The sequence below is a fragment of the Pseudarthrobacter sp. CCNWLW207 genome (assembly GCF_037203945.1).
GTDB lineage: Bacteria > Actinomycetota > Actinomycetes > Actinomycetales > Micrococcaceae > Arthrobacter.
Genome location: NZ_JBBCBS010000006.1, coordinates 365834 through 384458, shown reverse-complemented (window position 1 = coordinate 384458; position 18625 = coordinate 365834). Strand labels below are relative to the sequence as shown.

Genomic DNA, 18625 nt, shown 5'->3' with positions numbered 1-18625 from the left:
ATCCCGGTAAACCAGCCCAGGAACCAGGTCAACAACTACAGCCAGGACGGCGCCGGACGCTACCTGTTCAACGCCCCCACCACCCCGGTCTACGCCCCCAACTCCGTGGGCGGCCCGGCAGCCGTGGAGCCGCAGAACCCCGCCGGCGGCTGGGAGAACGACGGCGAACTGACCCTCTCCGCGCACACCCTGCACGCCGAGGACAGCGACTTCGGCCAGGCCGGCACACTCTACCGCGAGGTCTACGACGACGCCGCCAAAGCCCGCTTCCTCGACACCATCACCGGCGCCGTGGGCGGCGTGAAGAGCCCCGGCATCAAGGAACGCGCCATCCAATACTGGACCAACGTCGACGCCGAACTCGGCGCCAAACTCCGCGCCAACCTCGGCACAGCCGCTGCCGCCGACTCCGACGCCGAAGCAGCCAACAAAATCGGCTAACCCGCCGACCGGTTCTGTGCCACCGGCTGGCTTATGCCACTGGTTGGCCCGGCACCTGAGAACACCCCGCTGCGGATTTTCCGCGGCGGGGTGTTTTGCGTTGCTGCGATTTCCACACTGTTTTGCGTTGCTGCGATTTCCACATAGGGAATGCCGGCTCTGGCTGGAGGCACCCTACCGTCCTTAGGATCACTGCATGAGCACATTCCAAGGCATCCCCGCAGGGGCATTCGAGTTCTACGCTGAACTTGAGGACAACAACAACCGGGAGTGGTGGCTGGACCACAAGGACCGCTACAACACCTTGGTCAGGGATCCGGTCACGGCCCTGCTGGCCGAACTGGAACCGCGGTTCGGCCCGGGCAAAGTCTTCCGGCCTAACCGGGATATCAGGTTCTCCCAGGACAAATCGCCCTACAAGACCGCCCAGGGGGCCTTTGCGGCCACTCAGGAGGGCGTCGGTTACTACGTGCAGGTGAGCGCTGACGGGCTGTTGGTGGGCGGCGGATGCCACACCAGCACACCGGCCCAGCTGGTCCGGTTCCGGAATTCCGTCGATGCCTCGGGCACCGGCGAAGCGCTCCGGCAGATCGTTGAATCAGCGGCCGCCGCCGGCTTTGTGGTGGAAGGCGAAAAACTCAAGACCGTGCCGCGCGGCTTCGACAAGGACCACCCCAGGGCGGAGTTGCTGAAGCACAAGTCCCTGTCCGCGCGGGTTGAGCTTGGCCAGCCGGACTGGGTGCATGGACCGGAAGCGGCCGAGAGGATATCCGCGATGTGGGACCAGCTGCGGCCGCTCGTGGAGTGGGTGGGCCGGCACGCAGCCCCCTAAAACGTTCGCCGGAAAGTCAGGCTCCCTGGGACACCGCAGCCAGGCGGGCCTCCAGGTTGTTGAAAAAGACAGTCAGCATCAGCTCAAAAGCGCGGGTGGCGGCTTCGGGCTGGTTCATCACCACAAAATCGAACTGCAGGCCGTAGAAGGTGGACGTGAACAGCCGGGCGTCCGTATCCGCAAAGTCCTCCGGGATGCCCTGAACCATGAGCCAGTCCCGGGTTTTGTGGTGCAGCATGCGGAAGTTTTCCTGAGAGGTCCCGCGCGGTTCGGCAGCCACAATGTCCTGTGCCGTGGCCTCGAACTCAAGCCTGGCCAGATGCCGGTTCCGCTGTGCCATGGTCCACTGCCAGGACTCCAGCAGGTAGGTCCTCCAGGCGTCCCGGTCGATGTCGTGCACGTCCGTGGTGCGCATGCTGTCCAGCCGTGACTCGATGGACCCGATGATCTCGTTGACCAACTGCTCCCGGCTGCCGAAGTGGTACACCAGCACGTAGGCGCTGATGCCCAAACCTTCGGCCAGGCTGCGGAAGGTCAGTTCAGCAAGCGTCTTGTCCATCAGGTAGTCCAGGATCGCGGAGAGCAGCTCTGCCTTGCGTTCGGGTTTTGCGGGGCGGGCCATGAATCCATCTTAGGTAACAGGGCCTGGCAACCCTGCCGTGGGTGCCTTGCGCCAAGGGCCGGTCACCATGCAGCGGCGCTGCCCGTACGGACGGCGCTGCCCCGCACCGACGGCGCTGCCCCGCACCGCTTGAGCGGGCAGGGCAGCTAGTGCGGGACAGGCCGGTCTCTTGCCGCCGGCCCAGGGTGGCCGCTAGGCGCGGCTGAACTCGTCCTCATCGTCGGCAGACTTGGGGGCGGCCTGTCCGGCGGGGCCGTTGACAGCTTCCTTGGCCTCGGTGAAACGCTCGTTGAGGCGTGAGTGCCGCTGTCCGTACGAGAAGTAGATGACGATGCCGATCACAAGCCAGATCGCGAAGAAGATCCAGGTCTCCACCGCCAGGTTGGTCATCAGGTAAAGGCACAGCAGGGCCGAAACCACCGGCAGGACCTTGCCGAACGGCACACGGAAGGAGGGCTTGAGGTCCGGGCGCTTCTTCCGCAGCACCAGGATGCCCAGGCTCACCATCACGAATGCGGACAGCGTCCCGATGTTGATCATCTCTTCGAGTAGGTCCACGTTGGTGAGTCCCGCGACGAGTGCCACGGCGGCGCCGCAGATCACCTGGAGGCGTGCCGGCGTCGAACGCTTTTCACTGGTCTTGGACAGGGCCCGGGGCAGCAGGCCGTCGCGGCTCATGGCCAGGACTACGCGGGACAGGCCCATGAGGAGCACCATGATCACGGTGGTCAGGCCGATCAGCGAGCCGAAGGCGATGACCTTGGCGGCAGTGGTGTCGCCCACCGCCTCGAAGGCAGTGGTCAGGGTGGGGTTCTTGGCTTCCGCGAGGTCCGTATAGGACACCATTCCGGTCAGTGCAAGGGACACCAGGATGTAGAGGAGTGTGACGACGGCGAGGCCGCCGAAGATACCGCGTGGCAGGGTCTTCTGCGGGTTTTTGACTTCCTCTGCCGAAGTGGCCACCACGTCGAAACCGATGAAGGCGAAGAACACCAGGGCAGCGCCGGCGAAGATGCCCAGTGTGCCGTACTGTGCAGGGGCGGCTCCGGTGAGGAAGCCGAAGAAGGACTGCTTGAGTACATCAGCGGTGCCGCTGACACCCGTGGGTTCAGCTGCAGGGACGAAGGGGCTGTAGTTCTCGAATTTGACGTAGGTGAAGCCCACCACAATGACAAAGAGCACCACGGCGATCTTGATCAGCGTGAAGATGTTGCCTACCCGGGCAGAGAGCTTAGTGCCCAGCACCAGAAGGACGGTGAAGACCGCAACGATCAGGAAGGCTCCCCAATAGAGGTCAACGCCGCCAATGGACAGTGCTGCCGGGACGTCGGCGCCCATCAGGGCGAAGACCTTGCTGAGGTAGATGCCCCAGTACTTGGCGATCACCGCGGCGGCAGTGAAGAGCTCCAGGATCAGGTTCCAGCCGATGATCCAGGCCAGCAGTTCGCCCATGGTGGCGTACGTGAAGACGTAGGCCGACCCGGCGACAGGGATGGCGGTGGCAAACTCGGCGTAGCACATGATGGCCAGCGCGCAGGTGACGGCGGCGATGGCGAAGGAGACGGTCACGGCGGGTCCGGCGAAGTTGGCCGCTGCCTTGGCTCCGACCGAGAAGATGCCGGCGCCGACGGCGACAGCCACACCCATGATCATCAGATCCCAGGTGCTCAGTGACCGCTTGAGCTTACGTCCGGGTTCATCGGCGTCGGCCATTGACTGCTCGATTGTTTTGGTCCGGAGGAGGTTCATAAGGAGATCCACAATCCTGATAGGGGATGGAAACAGACTTATCAACTTTACTGTCCATCCACTGGACGGTTCCAGTTGTCCCGTATCGTGAGACGGGCCGTATGCCGAAGTTAATTGCGGAAAACACCTTGAGGCCCTCCTTTTGGAGGGCCTCAAGGCTAAAGCATCGAACTGCCTAGGCGGGCCAGTCCATCAGCGTGGAACGGATGAGGAAGCGCTTGCCCTCCGGTGATTCCACCGAGAATCCGCTACCCCGGCCCGGAACCACGTCCACTGTCAGGTGGGTGTGGCTCCAGTAGCCGAACTGTTCCCGCGACATCCAGAACTCCAGCGGCTGCCCTTTCCCGGGGCCGCAGGGCGGGTCGGACGTGACGCCGCCGCCGGTCCCGGCTCCGGATAAGTCGAACAGGCCCAGCAGCACATCCGAGTCGCCGGTAATGAACTCCCCGGCGGGATAGCACATGGGCGAGGAGCCGTCGCAGCAGCCGCCGGACTGATGGAACATCAGCGGCCCGTGCTGCAGCCACAGTTTCCGCAGCAACTCCACGGCTGCGGCGGTGAGCGCTACCCGGGAAAAGTCCTCCCCGGGCAGCGTCACTGCAGCGTCGAGCTTTGCCTCCGGCATCAGAACGCGTCCTTCATCAGAACTTGATGACGACGCGGCCGTCGATCTTGGCGTGCTTCATTTCGTCAAGGACAGCGTTGACCTCGAAAAGTTCCCTGGTGGACACCGTGGGGTGGATCTTCCCCTGGGCGTAGAAGTCAAGTGCTTCCTCCAGGTCCTGCCGGGTTCCCACGATCGAACCGCGCACGGTCAGTCCCTTGAGCACAATCTCGAAAATGGGCGCCGGAAAGTCGCCCGGCGGCAGCCCGTTGAACACAATCGTCCCGCCGCGGCGTGCCATGCCGATCGCCTGTCCAAAAGCGGACGGGTGCACTGCGGTAACGAGGACTCCATGGCAACCTCCGGTTTCACGCTGGATAACTTCTGCTGGATCTTCGTGTAGGGCGTTGACGGTCAGTTCGGCTCCGTGGGCCTTGGCCAGGGCGAGCTTGTCGTCCGCGATGTCCACGGCCGCAACGCGCAGGCCCATAGCAACCGCGTACTGGACGGCGATGTGCCCCAGGCCCCCGATGCCGGAGATGGTGACCCACTGGCCCGGCTTGGCCTCGGTCATTTTCAGGCCCTTGTAGACGGTGACTCCGGCGCAGAGCACGGGGGCCACTTCGACAGGGTCCGTGCCGGCCGGGATCCTGGCGGCGAAGCGGCTGTCCACCAGCATGTACTCGCCGAAGGAGCCGTCCACGCTGTAGCCGGCGTTCTTCTGCACCTCACAGAGTGTTTCCCAACCCGTGCGGCAGTACTGGCAGTCGCCGCAGGCGGACCAGAGCCAGGCGTTGCCCACAAGATCGCCGATGGCGAGGTCCGTGACGCCCTCGCCGAGGGCTACTACTTCGCCCACGCCCTCATGGCCGGGGATGAACGGCGGGGTCGGTTTGACCGGCCAGTCGCCCTCCGCTGCGTGGAGGTCGGTGTGGCAGACACCGGTGGTGAGTACCTTGACGAGGGCCTCCCCCGGCCCGGGGGTTGGAATGGCGAGCTCCTGGATCTGGAGATCCTTGCCGAATTCAGTTACTACTGCTGCGTGCATTGTCGTCGTCATTGGCGAAATCCTTGCGTTGTTAGCGGGTGGTCGGGGTGGTAGGGAACGCAGGCTGGACTCTAGAAGAAGCCCAGCTTGTTCTCGTTGTAGCTGACCAGGAGGTTCTTGGTCTGCTGGTAGTGGTCCAGCATCATGGAGTGGTTTTCACGTCCGATGCCTGAGGACTTGTAGCCGCCGAACGCGGCGCCAGCCGGGTAGGCATGGTAGTTGTTGACCCAGACACGGCCTGCCTGGATTTCGCGTCCGGCGCGGTACGCAACGTTGCCGTTGCGGGACCACACGCCGGCTCCGAGGCCATAGAGGGTGTCGTTGGCGATTTCCATCGCGTCGTCATAGTCGCTGAAGCGGGAGACGGAAACCACCGGGCCGAAAATCTCCTCCTGGAAGATCCGCATCTTGTTGTGCCCCTCGAAGACGGTGGGCTGGACGTAGTAACCGCCGGCCAGGTCACCGGGAAGCTCCGCACGGGCACCGCCGGTGAGCACCTTGGCGCCCTCCTGCTTTCCGATGTCGATGTAGGAGAGGATCTTCTCGAGCTGGTCATTAGAGGCCTGGGCGCCCACCTGGGTCTCGGTGTCCAGCGGGTTGCCCTGGATCATCTTTTCCACCCGGGCCACGGCGTCGGCCATAAAGGACTCGTAGATGTCCTCCTGGACCAGGGCCCGGGACGGGCAGGTGCAGACTTCGCCCTGGTTGAAGGCGAACAGCGCGAAGCCTTCCTGGGCCTTGTCGTAGAACGCGTCATTGTTTTCGGCGACGTCGTTGAAGAAGATGTTGGGGCTCTTGCCGCCGAGCTCCAAGGTGACCGGGATCAGGTTCTGGCTGGCGTACTGGCTGATCAGCCGGCCAGTAGTGGTCTCGCCAGTGAAGGCGATCTTGCGGATCCTTGGGCTGGAGGCGAGCGGTTTGCCAGCCTCGACGCCGAACCCGTTGACGATGTTGAGGACACCGGCAGGGAGCAGGTCACCGATGAGTTCGATCAGGACCAGGATGGACGACGGCGTCTGCTCGGCCGGCTTGAGGACCACGGCGTTGCCTGCAGCGAGGGCGGGAGCGAGCTTCCAGACGGCCATCAGGATGGGGAAGTTCCACGGGATGATCTGGCCGACCACGCCGAGCGGCTCGTGGTAGTGGTAAGCGGTGGTGTCGTCGTCCAGCTGGGACAGCCGCCCCTCCTGGGCGCGGACGGCGGAGGCGAAGTAGCGGAAGTGGTCCGCGGCGAGCGGGATGTCCGCGTTCAGGGTTTCACGGATGGGCTTGCCGTTGTCCCAGGATTCGGCCACGGCCAGCATTTCAAGGTTTTCGTCGATCCGGTCGGCGATCTTGTTCAGGATGGCCGCGCGTTCGGCCACCGAGGTCTTGCCCCAGGACGGCGCGACCTTGTGGGCGGCGTCGAGTGCCAGCTCAATATCCTCTGCTGTGCCCCGGGCCACCTCGCAGAAGACCTTGCCGGTGACGGGGGTGATGTTTTCGAAGTACTGGCCCTTGACGGGGGCAACCCATTCGCCGCCGATCCAGTTCTCGTAGCGGTCCTTGAACGTGACCTTCGAACCGTCGGTACCGGGCTGTGCGTAAACAGTCATTGCTAGCTCCTTTGCTGTGCATGGGGCGGGCCTTGATGCTGGGGCCGCCGTTGGTTTCAGCGTAGGAGCGTGAAGGTTGCAGCCAGGTTGCACAGCCGTGAGCCAGCTCACAGCAAAGGTTGCACAGACAGTTAAGCGCTCAGCTCGGCTTCCAGCCGTTCAAGGTCGGCGACGACGGCGGCCCGCTTGGGCGAGCGCGCGGGCAGCAGCTTCAGGGCGGCAAGCCGCACGCCGACGTCGTCCCTCGCCTCGGGCAGGGCCGCGTACTTGAGCAGCGTCTCGGCGCTGCCGTCGGTGAGCACTGCCTCACGCATCAGCGAAGAGACCCTCTGGCGAAGGTCGATGATGCCCGGGGCTTCGGACCTCGGCAGCACCGCGCCGCGGTAGATCTCCAAGGCAATCCGGTGGGCACCGCGTTGCAGGCAGCTCAGGACCTGGCCGCTGTCCGGCACGAGGTCCATGCTGAGCTTGTACGGCCGGGATTCGGGCACCGCAGCGGGGTTTAGCTGCTGGAGGATTTTGCGCAGCCGGACCATTTCGGCGCGGAGGGTCATCGTGGAGCCGTCGCCCGGGTAGAGCAGGACGGACAGCTCCTCGGCGTTCAGACCGTCAGGGTGGGTGCTGAGCAGGGCGAGGATTTCGCTGTGCCGGGCGGAGAGAGCCACGGTTTTACCTTCGATGCTCAGCAAGGCCTGGTCTCGCCCCAGGAGCTGCAAGCTGTTGCGGTAGAGGCTGCCTTCCTTTGCACCGGAGGCTCCCGCTCCCCCGGCCGAACCCTCCCTGGCCGCGGAACTGTTGCTCCGCCGTCGTACAGGCCTGCTTGCCAGGGCGGCAGCGAGCTGGAGCCGCTCAACGCGGAGCTGCGCCTGCGCGGCGGCAACCGTGGCTTCGACAAGCGAGAGGGTATGCGGGGCCACCGCGGTGGCCTTGCCCGTGATATCCACAACGCCCAGTAATGCGCCGGAGTCGGGGTCGTGGAACGGCACTGCGGTGCAGCTCCACGGGTGAACCGACCGCTGGTAGTGCTCGGCTCCGGAAATCTGGATCCCGCGGCCCAGGGCCAGGGCAGTCCCGGGTGCGCTGGTGCCTACGGTGGCTTCGGACCAGTCCGCCCCGGGCACAAACATCATGCCTTCCGCTCGCCGCTGCAGGACCGGGTCGCCTTCCACCCAGAGGAGGCGGCCCACTTCGTCGCCCACGGCCACCAGGAGGCCGCTGTCGTGACTGGGCTGGACCAGCAGCTTGTGGATCACGGGCATGATGCTGGCGAGCGGGTGCTGGCGGCGGTATTCCTCCAACTCGTCCGTGTCCAGGGCGAGCGGCGCTTCGGGGTTGTCCGGGTTGGCCAACAGCTGTGCGGACCGCCGCCAGGACTCCCGGATCAGCTTGCGCAGGCCCGGGATTTCCTCAGCGCCGGGGAAATCTGCGCTGGCGTCGGCGAGGCGTGCCACGCCGTCGAGCTTTTCATGGCCCGCCAAGGCACTCCGCTGGATCAGCCCCTCGGAGTCGTTACCGGGAGCTGCCGGGTGGATCAGGTTCCTCATCGAACTCCCACTTGCGCTCGGCCTGCAGGCACGGGGCATCGCTTCCAGCCTGCGTGTGGCCACCAGTGTAGCCCCGCGGCCGCAGACCCGCCTAGCAACCCATGAGCGGCGGACTGGAAGTCAGCCGCGGGAGATGCTGATCATTTCCTCGCGTGGGACCACCTTGATGCGTTCGCGGACGATGCCGTCGGTGGCTTCAGAGCCGGTCCAGGCCGCGCCGAGGGCTGCCTCGTGGGCGTCCAGCTTGTTCCAGCCCTCCCACGTGGTGTACTCGATTCCGCGCTCCTCCAGGAGGTGGATGATCGCCTGCGGATCCGGGTTCTGGGCAGGGGGCAGCGTGAGCCGGTCCTCCAGCAGGAAGCCGATAGTCTCCAGCGCGTCGCCCTTGGTGTGCCCGATCAGGCCTACAGGGCCCCGCTTGATCCACCCGGTGGTGTAGATGCCCGGCACAGGGTTGCCCTCAGCGTCCAGCACGCGGCCGCCCTCATTGGGGACCACACCGCGTTTGGCGTCGTACTCGAGCTCGTCCAGCGCGGAGCCGTGGTACCCGATGGCGCGATAGACGGCCTGCACGGGGTAGTCCACCATCTCGCCGGTGCCTTTGACGTTGCCGGTGCCATCGAGCTGCATCCGCTCAAACTTGATGCCTGCCACTTTTCCGGCACCGCCGTTGTCGGGGTCGTCATAGATCTCCACCGGGCTGTGCAGGAAGTGCAGGTGCAGGCGGCGGGAGGAGGGCTGTTCCGATTCGGCGTGCTCCTCGACCAGCCAGTTGGTGAGCGTGTTCACCATGGTCTTGATTTGGTTGTTGCTGCGGATCGCTTCGTCGGACGCTTCGTCGAACTCGAAGTCCTCCGGGTAGAGGACGATATCCACGTCCTTCATGTGGCTCAGTTCGCGCAGCTCCAGAGGGGTGAACTTGACCTGGGCGGGACCGCGGCGGCCAAAGACGTGGACGTCGGTAACCGGGGAGTTTTTCAGGCCCTGGTAGACGTTGTCCGGGATTTCGGTGCTGAGCAGTTCATCGGCGTGCTTGACCAGCATCCGGGCTACATCCAGGGCCACATTGCCGTTGCCGATCACGGCGATTTCCTTGGCGTCCAGCGGCCATTCGCGGGGAACGTCCGGGTGGCCGTCGTACCAGGAGACGAAGTCGGCGCCGCCGAATGAGCCGTCGAGGTCGATGCCGGGGATGTCCAGCTGGGCGTCCTTGATGGCGCCGGTGGAGAAGATCACGGCATCATAGAAGGCGCGGAAATCGTGCAGCGTCAGGTCCCGCCCGTACGTGACGTTGCCCAGGAAGCGGATGTCGCCCCTGTCCAGGACCTTATGCAGGGCGTTAACGATGCCCTTGATGCGGGGGTGGTCCGGGGCCACCCCATAGCGGATCAGGCCGTACGGCGCGGGGTAGGCCTCGAACAGATCGATACTGACCTCGAAGTCGCCACCTTTGACCTCGTTGGACTTGGTGAGGATGTCCGCCGCGTAAACCCCCGCCGGTCCGGCGCCCACAATGGCGACGCGGAGGGGACGTTTGGAGCTGGATTCGCCTGGGTTGGACACCGGGAGCCCTTCTGGAACGAGGAGGATGCGAGTTGGTGGCTCACAATGCAGGTAGCGCACACGCAGTTAGCGCACAATGCCCCATTCTAAATGTCTACGGGGCCGGACGGGGTAACCCGTGACGCAGGCCTCAGCCGCTTTTCTGCAGCGGCACTACATCCCCTTCGCGGTACAGCAGCGCCCGCAACTCCGCCTCGGCGGAGTCCACGCGTTTGGGGTCGATGGTCTCCCCCGCAGCGAAATGGTCCAGCAGCCGCGGATCGACGTAGCTTTTACGCGCAATCGACGGCGTGTTCCCAAGCACCTCAGCCGCCTCCATCATGGCCACGCTGATGGCCCGCTTCCGGGCCGCCACGGTCTTTTGCGGACCGCTGCGGGCCAGGCTCACTGCAGCTGCAACCGTGCCGCGCAAGGTACGGAAGTCCTTGGCGGTAAAGTCCGATCCTGTTCGTTCCTTGACGTAGCCGTTGATGTCGGCGCTGGTGACCGGATGCCAGCTGCGGCCATTCTTGTAGGCGAGCAGCCGGGCGTTGCCGCCCCGCCGCTTGAGCGCGCGCACCAGGGCGGCGAGGTCGGCATCGTGGATTTCCGATTCCCAGTCCTTGCCGCTCTTGGCGGGAAACTTCAACTCCAGGCACTCCTTGCGGACGTGCACGTGGGCACACAGGAGGGTGGCCAGGCCGTGGCTGCCGTTCTCATTCGTGTACCGCTCCGAGCCCACCCGCAGGGATCCGCTGTCCAGCATCCGGAAGGCCGCGGCCAGGACGCGCTCGCGGCTATGCCCCTCGCTGCGCAGGTCCAGGGTAACCAGGCGCCGGGCTGTGGGGAGTGACTCCGCCAACTGGAGGGCACGGTCGAACTTCACCCGGTCTTTCCGCTCGCGCCACTCTGGGTGGTAAATGTACTGCCGCCGGCCCACGGCGTCCAGGCCCGTCGCCTGGATGTGCCCGTTGTCGAAGGGCGCGATCCATACGTCAGTCCAGGCCGGCGGGATGCCGATGCTTTCGAGCCTGTCCCGTACGGGCCCGGGCGGCACCGTGGAGCCGTCCAAATCGCGGTAGCTGAAGCCTTTTCCTGCGGCAACCCGGCGGTAGCCGCGTCCGGAGGCGTTGCTGCGGCGGAGCCTCACGCCGAGGCCTCCTGGGGATTCGTCCTTCTCATAAAAGCAAGCATACTGACCAGTTCTTGGAATACCTGTCCACCGACTGGTGTTATCGGTTAGGTGCCTACTCCCGACGGATCCGTCTCCTCCCCCGCCCCCAGCGCCCGGTTGAATTCAACCCGGCCAGCCGCGTCCAGGCAGGGCATGCCGGCTCCCGGGCCCAAGGCCGTGGACAAGGAGACGACGGCGGGGATCGCCTTCGGCATCGGCGCTTACGGCCTGTGGGGACTGCTCCCCGTGTACTTCTTTGTGCTGCAGCCGGCGGGCGCAGTGGAAATCGTGGCCAACCGGGTGGTCTGGTCGCTGATCTTCTGCGCGCTCCTCATTACCGTCACCCGCTCGTGGAGGGCGCTCACCGGAGCGTTCCGCGACCGTTCGGTCTTCGGTACCCTCACCATTGCGGCCGTCCTCATCGCCGTGAACTGGCTGACCTACACCTACGGCGTGACCACCGGCCAGGCGGTGGAAGCCTCCCTGGGCTACTTCATCAACCCGCTGGTGTCCGTGCTGCTCGGCGTGTTCGTCCTGAAGGAAAAGCTGCGTCCCCTGCAGTGGGCCGCCGTCGGAATCGGGTTTATTGCCGTGGGTGTGCTGACAGTGTCCTACGGCAAGCTCCCATGGATAGCACTGACGCTGGCAGTGAGCTTCGGCCTGTACGGTTTTGTGAAGAAACGCGTGGGGCCAAAGGTCGACGCCGTGACTTCCCTCAGCGTGGAGACCATGGTCCTTACCCCGCTGGCCGCCGCCACCATGGTGTGGCTGGGCGTCAGCGGCACGGCCACGCTGACCAGCTACGGTCCCGGGCACTTCTGGCTCCTGCTGGCCTCCGGCGTCATCACCGCCGTGCCGTTGCTGTTTTTCGGCGCCTCCGCACGGCGGCTGCCGATGACCACCATTGGGCTGCTGCAGTACTTCGCGCCCATCCTCCAGTTCATTGTGGCGCTTGTGGTGTTCCGGGAGGCCATGACGCTGGAGCGCTGGATCGGCTTCGGCGTGGTGTGGCTCGCGCTGCTGGTCCTCACCGTGGACATGCTCCGCGCCACCCGCAAGAACTCCGTGGCGAGGAAGCTGGCCCGCACCTCAACCCCCTGAAGCGCGGACACGTGAGGCCCTGGAACATCAGTTTCCAGGGCCTCACGTGCTTGTTCGCGCCGTTGCGAGGGGGCGCTAACTCTGTAGCGGTGCGTCCTAGGCGTTGGCCTTGATGGCGGCGGCCAGGACGTCCAGGCCATCGTTCAGCAACTCGTCGGTGATGACCAGCGGAGGCAGCAGGCGGATGACGTTGCCGTAGGTGCCGCAGGTGAGGATGATGACGCCCTCCTTGAGGCAGGCAGCAGCCACTGCCTTGGTCAGCTCCGGGTTGGGTTCCTTGGAGCCGGCCTGGACCAGTTCGATGGCCAGCATGGCGCCGCGGCCGCGGATGTCCCCGATCACGGCGTTGCCGGCGCCGGCCAGCTCGGCCTGGAGTGCCTGCAGGCGTCCGGTTGCGAGGGCCTCGATGTGGCGGGCCCGGCCGGCGAGGTTGTACTCCTCCATGGAGCCGATGGCAGCGAGTGCGGCGGCACAGGCCACCGGGTTACCGCCGTAGGTCCCGCCCAGGCCGCCGGGGTGGACGGCGTCGAGCAGGTCGGCGCGGCCGGTGATGGCGGACAGCGGCATGCCGCCGGCAATGCCCTTGGCCATGGTCACGATGTCCGGGACAACGCCCTCGTGGTTAACGGCGAACCATTCGCCGGTGCGGCAGAAGCCGGACTGGACCTCGTCGGCGATGAAGACGATGCCCTTCTCCTTGGCCCAGTCGGCCAGCGCCGGCAGGAAGCCGTCCGCCGGAACGATGAAGCCGCCCTCGCCCTGGATGGGCTCGATGATGATGGCGGCCACCTGGTCGCCGCCGATCTGCTTCTCGATCATGGTGATAGCACGCTTGGCAGCCTCGGCACCGGTGATCGAGGGGTTTTCCTCGCGGTACGGGTAGCTCATGGGCATGCGGTAGACCTCGGGCGCGAACGGGCCGAAATTGGTTTTGTACGGCATGGCCTTGGCCGTCAGCGCCATGGTCAGGTTGGTGCGGCCGTGGTAGGCGTGGTCAAAGGCGACGACGGCGTCACGCCCGGTCGCGAGGCGGGCCACCTTGACGGCGTTCTCCACTGCCTCGGCACCGGAGTTGAACAGCACGGTGCGCTTCTCGTGCTCGCCCGGGGTCAGGCGGTTGAGCTGCTCGGCGAGGGCAACGTAGCTTTCGTACGGGGTGACCATGAAGCACGTGTGGGTGAAGTGCTCCACGGCTTCCTTCACGGCACCGACGACGGCGGGATCGGACGCGCCGACGCTCGTCACCGCGATGCCCGAGCCGAGGTCGATGAAGGAGTTGCCGTCGACGTCGTGGATGATGCCGCCGTCGGCGTCCGCAACGTAGACGGGAACGCTGGAGGCAACTCCCGCGGCGACCACTGCCTTGCGGCGTTCGGTCAGGGCCACGGACTTGGGACCCGGGAAGTCCGCCTGGACGCGGCGCTTCTGCTCCAGGCGGAAGGTGATTTCACTTGCGGTGGTGGTCATGGCGAAGCCTTTCTTCAAAGCTGGGGTGAGGCGAAAAGGTTGGGGGGCCAGTGGGGACTAGGCAGCTGGGTTATGCATCAAGCGCACTCATCACGTGCTTGATGCGCGTGTAGTCCTCAACGCCGTACATGGAAAGGTCCTTGCCGTAGCCGGACTGTTTGAAGCCGCCGTGCGGCATCTCGGCGGTGAGCAGGATGTGGGTGTTGATCCACACTGCACCGAAGTCCAGGTCGCGGCTCAGGCGCATGGCCGTGCCATGGTCGGACGTCCAGACGCTGGAAGCCAGGGCGTAGTCGACGTCGTTCGCCAGCTCCACCGCTTCTTCCTCGGTGCTGAACTTCTGCACCGTGATGACCGGGCCGAACGTTTCCTTCTGGACGATGTCGTCCGTCTGCTTCGCGCCGGTGACGATGGTGGGTTCGAAGAAGAAACCCTTCTCCCCCGCACGGTGGCCGCCGGTGACAATTTTGCAGTTCTCCGGGAGGTGCTCCACCACGGACGTGACGGCGTTGAAGTGGTTCACGTTGTTCAGCGGGCCGAAGTAGTTGTCTTCATCGTTCTGCGAGCCCGTGTGCAGGGTCTTGGTGTGCTCCACCATGGCCGCCACGACGTCGTCATGGACCGAGTCCTCCACCAGCACGCGGGTGATGGCGGTGCAGTCCTGGCCGGCGTTGAAGAAGGCGAATTCCGCAATGGCCGCCGCGCTCTTCTTGATGTCGGCGTCCTTGAAGACGATGGCCGGGGCCTTGCCGCCGAGCTCCAGGTGGGCGCGCTTGAGGCCCTTCGCAGCGCCGGATGCCACGGCAATGCCGGCGCGGACCGAGCCCGTGATGGAGACCAGCCCGGGGACTTTGTGGTCCACCATCATCGCGCCGGTTTCGCCGGTTCCCAGCACCACGTTCAGCACGCCGGCTGGGAGGATGTCCCCTGCGAGGCGGGCCAGCACGAGGGTGGATTCCGGCGTGGTGTCCGAAGGCTTGAGGACCACGGTGTTGCCGGCGGCCAGGGCGGGGCCGATCTTCCAGATGGCCATCAGGAAGGGGTAATTCCAGGGCGCGACCTGGGCCACGACGCCGATGGGCTCGCGGCGCACGTAGGACGTGTGGCCTTCGAAGTACTCGCCGGCGGACTTGCCTTCAAGGATGCGGGCGGCGCCGGCGAAGAAGCGCAGCTGGTCGGCGCCGGCCGCGATTTCCTCGGAGGCGATGAGTGAGCGGACCTGGCCGGTGTTGCGGTGCTGCGCTTCGACGAGTTCGTCGCTGTTGGCTTCGATGGCGTCGGCGAGCTTGAGCAGCATGAGCTGGCGCTGGCCGGGGGTGACGTGCTTCCAGCTCTTGAACGCATCCTTGGCGGCTGTCATGGCCGCATCAACGTCCGCCTGGATGGAGACGGGCGACTGCGCCACGACCTCGCCGTTGGTGGGATTGACGATGTCCAGCAGGCTGGTGCCGGCGGGCGTGACGAACTCACCGTTGATGAAGTTCTGCAAGGTTTGAACCACGGTGTGCAACCTCTTTCATAGGAATCATCAGCTGCGAAGCGGATGGATGCGACTGCTTTGAGCCTATGCCAGCGCCCTTGGCCAGGGAATAGCCACCTGCACACCCTTGAGGGAAATGTTTAGTGCGGTTGACCAGCGTCCGGTTATCCTTGGAACCATGGCCATTTCCCTCGCTGCTCTCCTTGGCGTGAGCTCCCTGAACCTGTCCAAGGCAGGCCTCGCCGAGACCACCTGGCACCAGGACATCAACTGGGTGGCCGTGACCGAACTTGAGGATCCGCAGCGGTTCATCAACGGCGGTGAACTGGTGCTCACCACGGGGCTGCGCCTGAAGTCAGCGCCGGAGCAGCGCAGGTTTGTCCGGCAGGTCCAGCGCGCCGGGGCAGTGGGGATCGGATTCGGTATCGGCCTCTCGCACGACGTCGTCCCGCCAGCGATGATTGCCGAGGCAAACCGCTGGGGCCTGCCGATGGTGGAAGTCCCCTATGAGACCCCGTTCATTGCCATCGGCAAGCTCGTGGCGGATGCCCAGTCCGCGGACCACTACTCCAAACTGGAGCGGCTGATCGCCGGGCACCAGGTCCTGGCCCGTGCGCTCCTGACCGGCGGCGGCCTGGCGGAGCTCCTGAAGCACCTGGGCAGCATGCTCCGGACCGACATCGCACTCACCCAGTTCACGGCGCAGCTCTACAACAGCAGCAAGGAGCACCCCTCCGCGGACACGTGGGCCTCCTACCCGATCCCTACTGGCCGGCGCGATGCCTGCACGCTGTGGGTACGCCAGCCGTTCGAGGACTCAGGCATCATCGGTTACGCCCAGAACCTGATCAGCGTGGAGCTGAACAACATGGTCAAGCAGCGCCAGGCCCAACGCGCACTGTGCGGCCAGGTACTGGAGGACGTCATCCACGGCGCCCTCGAAACCAGCGAGGCCCAGCGCCGTCTTGCCGGCGTGGGGCTGAACAGCACGCGCAAGAACGTGGTGCTCCTGGCTGTCTCCGCCGCCCACCACAAGGCCTTGGTGAGCACCTCGGTGCCGCAGCCCCTGGAGAACGCGGTGGCCGCCGTCGTCGGGAAGGACCTGGCAGTGGTGATTAACGACGACGGCGGCGCGGCACCTGCGCTGGCCCGCAAACTCAGCGATCACCTGGCTGAGGCGGGCATCCATGCGACAATCGGCATCGGCGGCGCGTACACCAAGCCCAACGGCCTGCGCTGGAGCTACTTTGAGGCCCGCGACGCGGCCAGCCACGGCCTGCCGGTGAACGAGCCCGAACGCCTCAGCCTGACCTCGCTGCTGCTGGCCAGCGAGGACGTCCCGCTGGCGGACATGGCCAACGAGTCCCTCAATCCGCTGCGGGCCTTCGACTCCGCCCACGGCGCGGAACTGATGACCACGCTGGAGAGCTACCTCAGCAACAACGGTTCGGTGGCCGCCGTCGCCGAGGCCCTGACCCTGCACCGGAACACCGTGCGCTACCGCTTGGCCCAGATCACCGAGCTGACCGGCTACGATCCCTCAGTCACGGCGGACCGGGTACAGCTGTGGCTTGCCCTGGCGGTGGCCCGGCTCGGCGGCCGGCAAGGCAAGTAGCCCCCGTCCCCCGCCCAACTAGGTAGCAGCAGATGCTGTTATGAGGGCTCATAACGACATCTGCTGCTACTTAGTTGGGGCCTAGAGCACTCCCGCCTTGAGCCGCTTCTTGGATTTCTTGCGCACCTTCAGGTACTTCTTCTCGGCGGCGGCGGCGAGCTGTACCTGCCGGGTCTTGAGCGTGACGTACGCAGACGCGACCGGTTCCGGCACGCCGGACGCGGCGGCGCACCCAGCCAGGAGATCCCGGGCGATGACGCTGTCGTGGAAATCGCCGAGAGCCTGCTGCTGCCGGTGCGCGGCCTTGGCGACCTTAGCCGCGCGCTTGCCATAGACCGGGCCCGCCGATTCCGCCACATGCCGCAGTTTCTTGGCATTCTTGCGGACCTGGTGCAGCGCGGTCTCGTATGGGGCGCCCCGACGCGTGTTCTTCGCGCCGCGGTGCGACCGGCGCAAGCGTTTGGCAGCCTTGTTGACCGCCTTGCCCGAAATCTTGCGTCCTGAAGACGCACCTTCCGGACGGACCGGTGGGTGGTCGCGGAAGGTTTCGAGATCGTCAAGGAGCCTGTAGTAACGCTCGGAAAGGAGGGCCTTCTGGAGCTTCCGGTAGCCGGCATCCAGGGTATCGCCCAGTTCCTTTTCGAGCCAGCCCTTCCCTGCCGCTGCGGCCTCCTCTGGCGGAAGGTCGCCGATGTGCCCGCGGAGCCTGTCCAGCATGACCTGGGCATCGCGCGGTTCCCCCAGGAGCCTGCCGAGCAGTCTGAGTTCATCCCGCAGCCGCCGGACTGTCACGGCGTCGTAGAGCCGGCGGTAAGCCGAGAGCGCCGAGCGTGCCCGGCGGGCGGCTGAGCGCATGTCATGCACCGCTTCGGGCTCCTCCAGCCGGACACCCGCATCGTGCACCAGGATTTCCCGGATCTGCGCGGCAAGGTAGGCGGTAACGACGGCGGTGGCAGGCGATTTCTTCCCCGGCACCGGAACGGCGGGAACCGCTGTGTCAGTGGCACCCTGGCCCGGCGCGCCGGCGAGCGCCCGCGCGAGCTTGGACACGTGTTCCGAGGGCTTCGCTCCAGCATCGGCCAGGACCGCCGCCGCTGCAGGGAAGAGGTCGGGGCTGCCGTGCACGAGCTCAAGTTCCCATTCACGCCACTGCTGCGTACTGCCCGGCCCGTCCTCCGCACCAAGCAACGCGGCGCTGACCCGGTCATCGAGGAGGTCCGCGAGGTGCGTGCCGTCCTCGCCATACAGCGGGTGCGTGGTCCGCTCGGTTTCCAGCCTGACCACAGGTGCCACAGTGTCACCGCGCAGGTAGGCGCGCAGGTGCGCCATCAGCCTGTCAGGCACGACGTCGGGCTGGCCCAGCGGTTCATGAAGCTCGCGCCGCTGCTGGGGTGCTGAATCAGGATCGGTCGCCGGCGCTTCCGGGGCGGCTTCGGGCGGCAGTTTCAGGTGCCATCCGGCATCGGCACCGCCGGTCCGCCGCCGCAAGGTCATCCGCCGGGAAGCCAGGGTGTGCCGGCCCGTGTCAAAGTACACTGCATCCAGGGTTGCCGTGCGCGGCTCCCCCACGCGTGCCACCCCCGGCACATCGGTGAGCGAAGGTACCTCAGCCGACGCGCCGACGTCGTACTTCTTTTCGATCTCGACTCCCTCGGAAACCACTGCAGGCCGTCCTTCCGCATCAGTGCGACGCCTCCGGACCAGGTTGCCCGGACATGCCGTGGCCACGAGTCTATTGCCCCGAAGTTAACGGCGGGGAGAGATTTACCACAAAACCGTAGACATCAAACGTCTAACGTCTAACCTTAGAA

15 protein-coding genes are annotated in these 18625 nt (G+C 65.5%); 4 read left to right on the top strand and 11 right to left on the bottom strand.

The window, feature by feature from the left end:
• The coding region (locus tag V9L17_RS13285) for a catalase-related domain-containing protein (RefSeq protein ID WP_337351765.1) at positions 1–441 on the top strand (441 nt) is incomplete at its 5' end.
• 196 nt (positions 442–637) lie between these two features.
• Positions 638–1273 (top strand): DUF2461 domain-containing protein, encoded by a 636-nt coding sequence (locus V9L17_RS13280; RefSeq protein WP_337351764.1) that lies wholly within the window; start codon positions 638–640, stop codon positions 1271–1273.
• 16 nt (positions 1274–1289) lie between these two features.
• Here V9L17_RS13280 and V9L17_RS13275 read toward each other — a convergent pair whose 3' ends face one another.
• From V9L17_RS13275 to V9L17_RS13240, 8 genes are all read right to left on the bottom strand, one after another.
• Positions 1290–1895: a TetR/AcrR family transcriptional regulator gene (locus V9L17_RS13275; protein ID WP_337351763.1), complete on the bottom strand. Its 606-nt coding sequence runs from the start codon at positions 1893–1895 to the stop codon at positions 1290–1292.
• A 192-nt stretch (positions 1896–2087) separates the two neighbouring features.
• Positions 2088–3644 carry an amino acid permease gene (locus V9L17_RS13270; protein WP_337346270.1) on the bottom strand — a complete coding sequence of 519 codons (1557 nt, stop codon included), beginning with the start codon at positions 3642–3644 and terminating at the stop codon, positions 2088–2090.
• A 175-nt stretch (positions 3645–3819) separates the two neighbouring features.
• Positions 3820–4269 carry a DUF779 domain-containing protein gene (locus tag V9L17_RS13265; RefSeq protein ID WP_337351762.1) on the bottom strand — a complete coding sequence of 150 codons (450 nt, stop codon included), beginning with the start codon at positions 4267–4269 and terminating at the stop codon, positions 3820–3822.
• A gap of 16 nt (positions 4270–4285) precedes the next feature.
• Positions 4286–5308, bottom strand: a complete 1023-nt coding sequence (adhP, locus tag V9L17_RS13260) for an alcohol dehydrogenase AdhP (RefSeq protein WP_337346268.1) — start codon at positions 5306–5308, stop codon at positions 4286–4288.
• Positions 5309–5367: 59 nt separating this feature from the next.
• Entirely contained in the window at positions 5368–6891 is a 1524-nt protein-coding gene (gene exaC / locus V9L17_RS13255; RefSeq protein ID WP_337351761.1) for an acetaldehyde dehydrogenase ExaC, read from the bottom strand.
• Positions 6892–7022: 131 nt separating this feature from the next.
• Positions 7023–8435, bottom strand: coding sequence for a helix-turn-helix domain-containing protein (locus V9L17_RS13250; RefSeq protein WP_337351760.1), 1413 nt, complete (start codon positions 8433–8435; stop codon positions 7023–7025).
• Positions 8436–8555: 120 nt separating this feature from the next.
• Positions 8556–9998, bottom strand: coding sequence for an FAD-dependent oxidoreductase (locus V9L17_RS13245; RefSeq protein ID WP_337351759.1), 1443 nt, complete (start codon positions 9996–9998; stop codon positions 8556–8558).
• A gap of 130 nt (positions 9999–10128) precedes the next feature.
• On the bottom strand, positions 10129–11127 hold the full coding sequence (locus V9L17_RS13240; RefSeq protein WP_337351758.1) for a DNA topoisomerase IB: 999 nt from the start codon (positions 11125–11127) through the stop codon (positions 10129–10131).
• Positions 11128–11304: 177 nt separating this feature from the next.
• On the opposite strand from V9L17_RS13240, the gene rarD reads away from it, so the two are divergent.
• A complete protein-coding gene (gene rarD, locus V9L17_RS13235) occupies positions 11305–12252 on the top strand; it encodes an EamA family transporter RarD (protein WP_337351757.1) in 948 nt (315 codons plus the stop codon).
• Positions 12253–12348: 96 nt separating this feature from the next.
• On the opposite strand, the gene gabT is transcribed toward rarD, so the two are convergent.
• Positions 12349–13719, bottom strand: a complete 1371-nt coding sequence (gene gabT / locus V9L17_RS13230; RefSeq protein ID WP_337351756.1) for a 4-aminobutyrate--2-oxoglutarate transaminase — start codon at positions 13717–13719, stop codon at positions 12349–12351.
• 70 nt (positions 13720–13789) lie between these two features.
• Complete coding sequence (locus tag V9L17_RS13225) at positions 13790–15220, bottom strand: gamma-aminobutyraldehyde dehydrogenase (RefSeq protein ID WP_337351755.1); 1431 nt, start codon at positions 15218–15220, stop codon at positions 13790–13792.
• 157 nt (positions 15221–15377) lie between these two features.
• Between V9L17_RS13225 and V9L17_RS13220 the strand changes: the two genes are divergently transcribed.
• Positions 15378–16814 (top strand): PucR family transcriptional regulator, encoded by a 1437-nt coding sequence (locus V9L17_RS13220; RefSeq protein WP_337346261.1) that lies wholly within the window; start codon positions 15378–15380, stop codon positions 16812–16814.
• A gap of 81 nt (positions 16815–16895) precedes the next feature.
• On the opposite strand, the gene V9L17_RS13215 is transcribed toward V9L17_RS13220, so the two are convergent.
• The gene (locus tag V9L17_RS13215; RefSeq protein ID WP_337351754.1) at positions 16896–18476 is read right to left on the bottom strand and encodes a CYTH and CHAD domain-containing protein; all 1581 of its coding nucleotides are present in this window, start codon (positions 18474–18476) and stop codon (positions 16896–16898) included.
• Between the last annotated feature and the right edge of the window lie 149 nt (positions 18477–18625).